This is a genomic window from Arsenophonus sp. ENCA (assembly GCF_002287155.1).
Classification (GTDB): Bacteria; Pseudomonadota; Gammaproteobacteria; order Enterobacterales; family Enterobacteriaceae; genus Arsenophonus; species Arsenophonus nilaparvatae.
The window spans coordinates 1-2,448 of record NZ_NHNG01000068.1; the positions used below are offsets into that span (position 1 = coordinate 1).

The 2,448-nt window shown below is 34.4% G+C and carries 2 protein-coding genes; both read left to right on the forward strand.

What is annotated here, in order from left to right; genetic code table 11:
• Window positions 1–509 precede the first annotated feature (509 nt).
• On the forward strand, window positions 510–725 hold the full coding sequence (locus CBG25_RS02100) for a hypothetical protein (protein WP_290604204.1): 216 nt from the start codon (window positions 510–512) through the stop codon (window positions 723–725).
• Window positions 726–893: 168 nt separating this feature from the next.
• Window positions 894–2,087 (forward strand): Na+/H+ antiporter NhaA, encoded by a 1,194-nt coding sequence (gene nhaA / locus CBG25_RS02105; protein WP_290604205.1) that lies wholly within the window; start codon window positions 894–896, stop codon window positions 2,085–2,087.
• Window positions 2,088–2,448 lie beyond the last annotated feature (361 nt).

Genomic DNA, 2,448 nt, shown 5'->3' on the forward strand with positions numbered 1-2,448 from the left:
CTTTAGGGCGGAAACATCTACTTTTTAACCATCGGCTAACCGTGTCATGAGATAAAGGCGATGGGCTGACTTCTGATAACGCCAAACTAGAGTATCTTACACTGCTTACTTGCAAGAATATTTTATAGATATCTTTAATGCATGGATAACCGGACAAAATATGAACATCCTGATTTTTTCTTGTTTTTAAATTTATACTTCTTTTTTAGAGACTGCGAAACTCGTGTAATATAGATGATAAGAGTCCAAATATTGAGAATAAAATTGGTCATACAACAATAGAATATCAACAGGAAGATGAAGAAGAAGGTTTAACAGCCGCTGAATTCAATCGAATAGAATGTTATCTTGAACAAAATCGATCACTCGCAGAATTAAAGGATAAAGAATCAGAATATTTTATTAGGGTTTATCAAGAAATAAAAGAAAATAGGGATAAGAAAAATGAACAATTAACTGTTACTAATCAAACCGGTCAGCCATTGCAAAGCGGAACGACAGAGTTAAAAATGGAATTGGTAGTAGATAAAGAAATAGGACAAACTATAGCGAGTGTGGAATTAAAGCAAAATAATAAGATAGGGACAAAAGAAGCCGTAGGTTCAACTTTTTGGCAAAAATTAAGCCAAAAAACCACCCAATTATTTGCAACATCATGGAGTTTTATCAAAACTAAACTTATCGGATTTTTATTACCTACCTTTTTTAGTACCAAGATTAACTAATTGTTTTTCAATGCTAGCCTAATTTTAAACAGCTAATCGGCTAAATAGCGTCAAAATAGTTAGTAACTACTCGGTATAAACGAATTATTTACGTTAAAAAAAATGGTTTTCCGAATTGTATGGATTAGCGTAAAATTAATTAAGCTAATTAACACTGAGGTTATAGTAATGACGGCAATTATACGACAGTTTTTAAAATTAGAAGCAGCAAGTGGGGTGCTGTTAATTATTGCTGCCATCTTAGCTTTGATTATGGCTAATACCCCATTGCAAGGTATTTACCAGCAATTTCTTAATATTCCCATTGCGGTTAAAATCAGCGTATTAGATATTGATAAACCTTTTTTATTGTGGATCAACGATGGTTTAATGGCCATTTTCTTTTTGGTTGTTGGCCTGGAAGTTAAACGAGAACTGATAGAAGGCTCGTTAGCCGGTCGTGATAAAGCGATATTTCCTGTTGTTGCTGCGGTAGGCGGTATGTTATTACCCGCTTTGGTATATCTATTTTTTAATTTTAATGATGAAATTGCCCGGCAGGGTTGGGCGATCCCTGCGGCGACAGATATTGCATTTGCATTGGGTATCATGGCGTTATTAGGTAAACGTGTACCAACAGAGTTAAAAGTATTTCTACTGGCGTTGGCGATTATTGATGATCTTGGCGTAATAATCATTATTGCTCTCTTTTATACTAAATCTGTTTCTATCATGGCATTAGGGTTAGCTATGCTTTCTCTATTGGTATTAATATGGATGAATTGGCGTAAAGTTGAAAATACTTCTGCTTATTTGGTTGTTGGTGTCATCTTATGGGTTTGTATTTTAAAATCAGGTATCCATGCAACGTTAGCTGGTGTCATTGTGGGCTTTTTGATACCGCTTAAAGGGGGACAAAATAATTCACCCTCTGAACAGTTAGAACATCTTTTACATCCTTGGGTTGCTTATTTAATTTTGCCATTATTTGCCTTTGCTAATGCAGGCATACAACTTGATGGTGTTACACTAACTAATCTTGCCAGTGCTTTACCGATCGGTGTCGCGTTAGGTTTATTAATTGGTAAACCAACAGGTATTTTTCTGTTTAGTTGGCTAGCGTTAAAATTAGGCGTTGCAAAATTACCCGCCAAAATTAACCTTAAGCAGATATTTGCTGTTTCAGTACTCTGTGGTATTGGCTTTACCATGTCAATTTTTATTGCCAGTTTAGCATTTGAAGGTTTAGATAATTTTAGTACTTATGCACGGTTGGGGATCCTAATCGGTTCGACGCTAGCGGCTATCTTAGGATTATTATTATTGAATAGTGTATTACCTAAAAAACCAATTAGCACTAAAGCAGATAATCAGGCAGGATAACGTTAATTTTAAGTTATATTTGCGTGAAATAAATAGTATTTTTGTGTTCGCAATACAATATTTTATTTTTGTAGCGAGAGTATCTTATTTAGGTAAAATGAAATGAATCGTTTATCTTCCAATGTTCAGAAAATAAGGAATATAAACAGTTATCGGTGGTACAAAAAGGAATCGATATGAGAGTGTCGCATCTCAATTTTAATCATCTCTATTACTTCTGGCATGTTTGTAAAGACGCCAATTCCCAAACGAAATGCAACAAAGTAAATCCTTGGTCATACATAGATAAAATTACTGTAATGACCCCATAAGAGATACTGTTGTATGAAGGGAAAACATTTGAACTTACATGAGCGTTTTT

Excerpts from the sequence above, each read along its gene's own strand:
- CBG25_RS02100 (WP_290604204.1), top strand. The coding sequence starts at position 510 with ATGGAATTGGTAGTAGATAAAGAAATAGGACAAACTATAGCGAGTGTG.
- nhaA (WP_290604205.1), top strand. The coding sequence starts at position 894 with ATGACGGCAATTATACGACAGTTTTTAAAATTAGAAGCAGCAAGTGGG.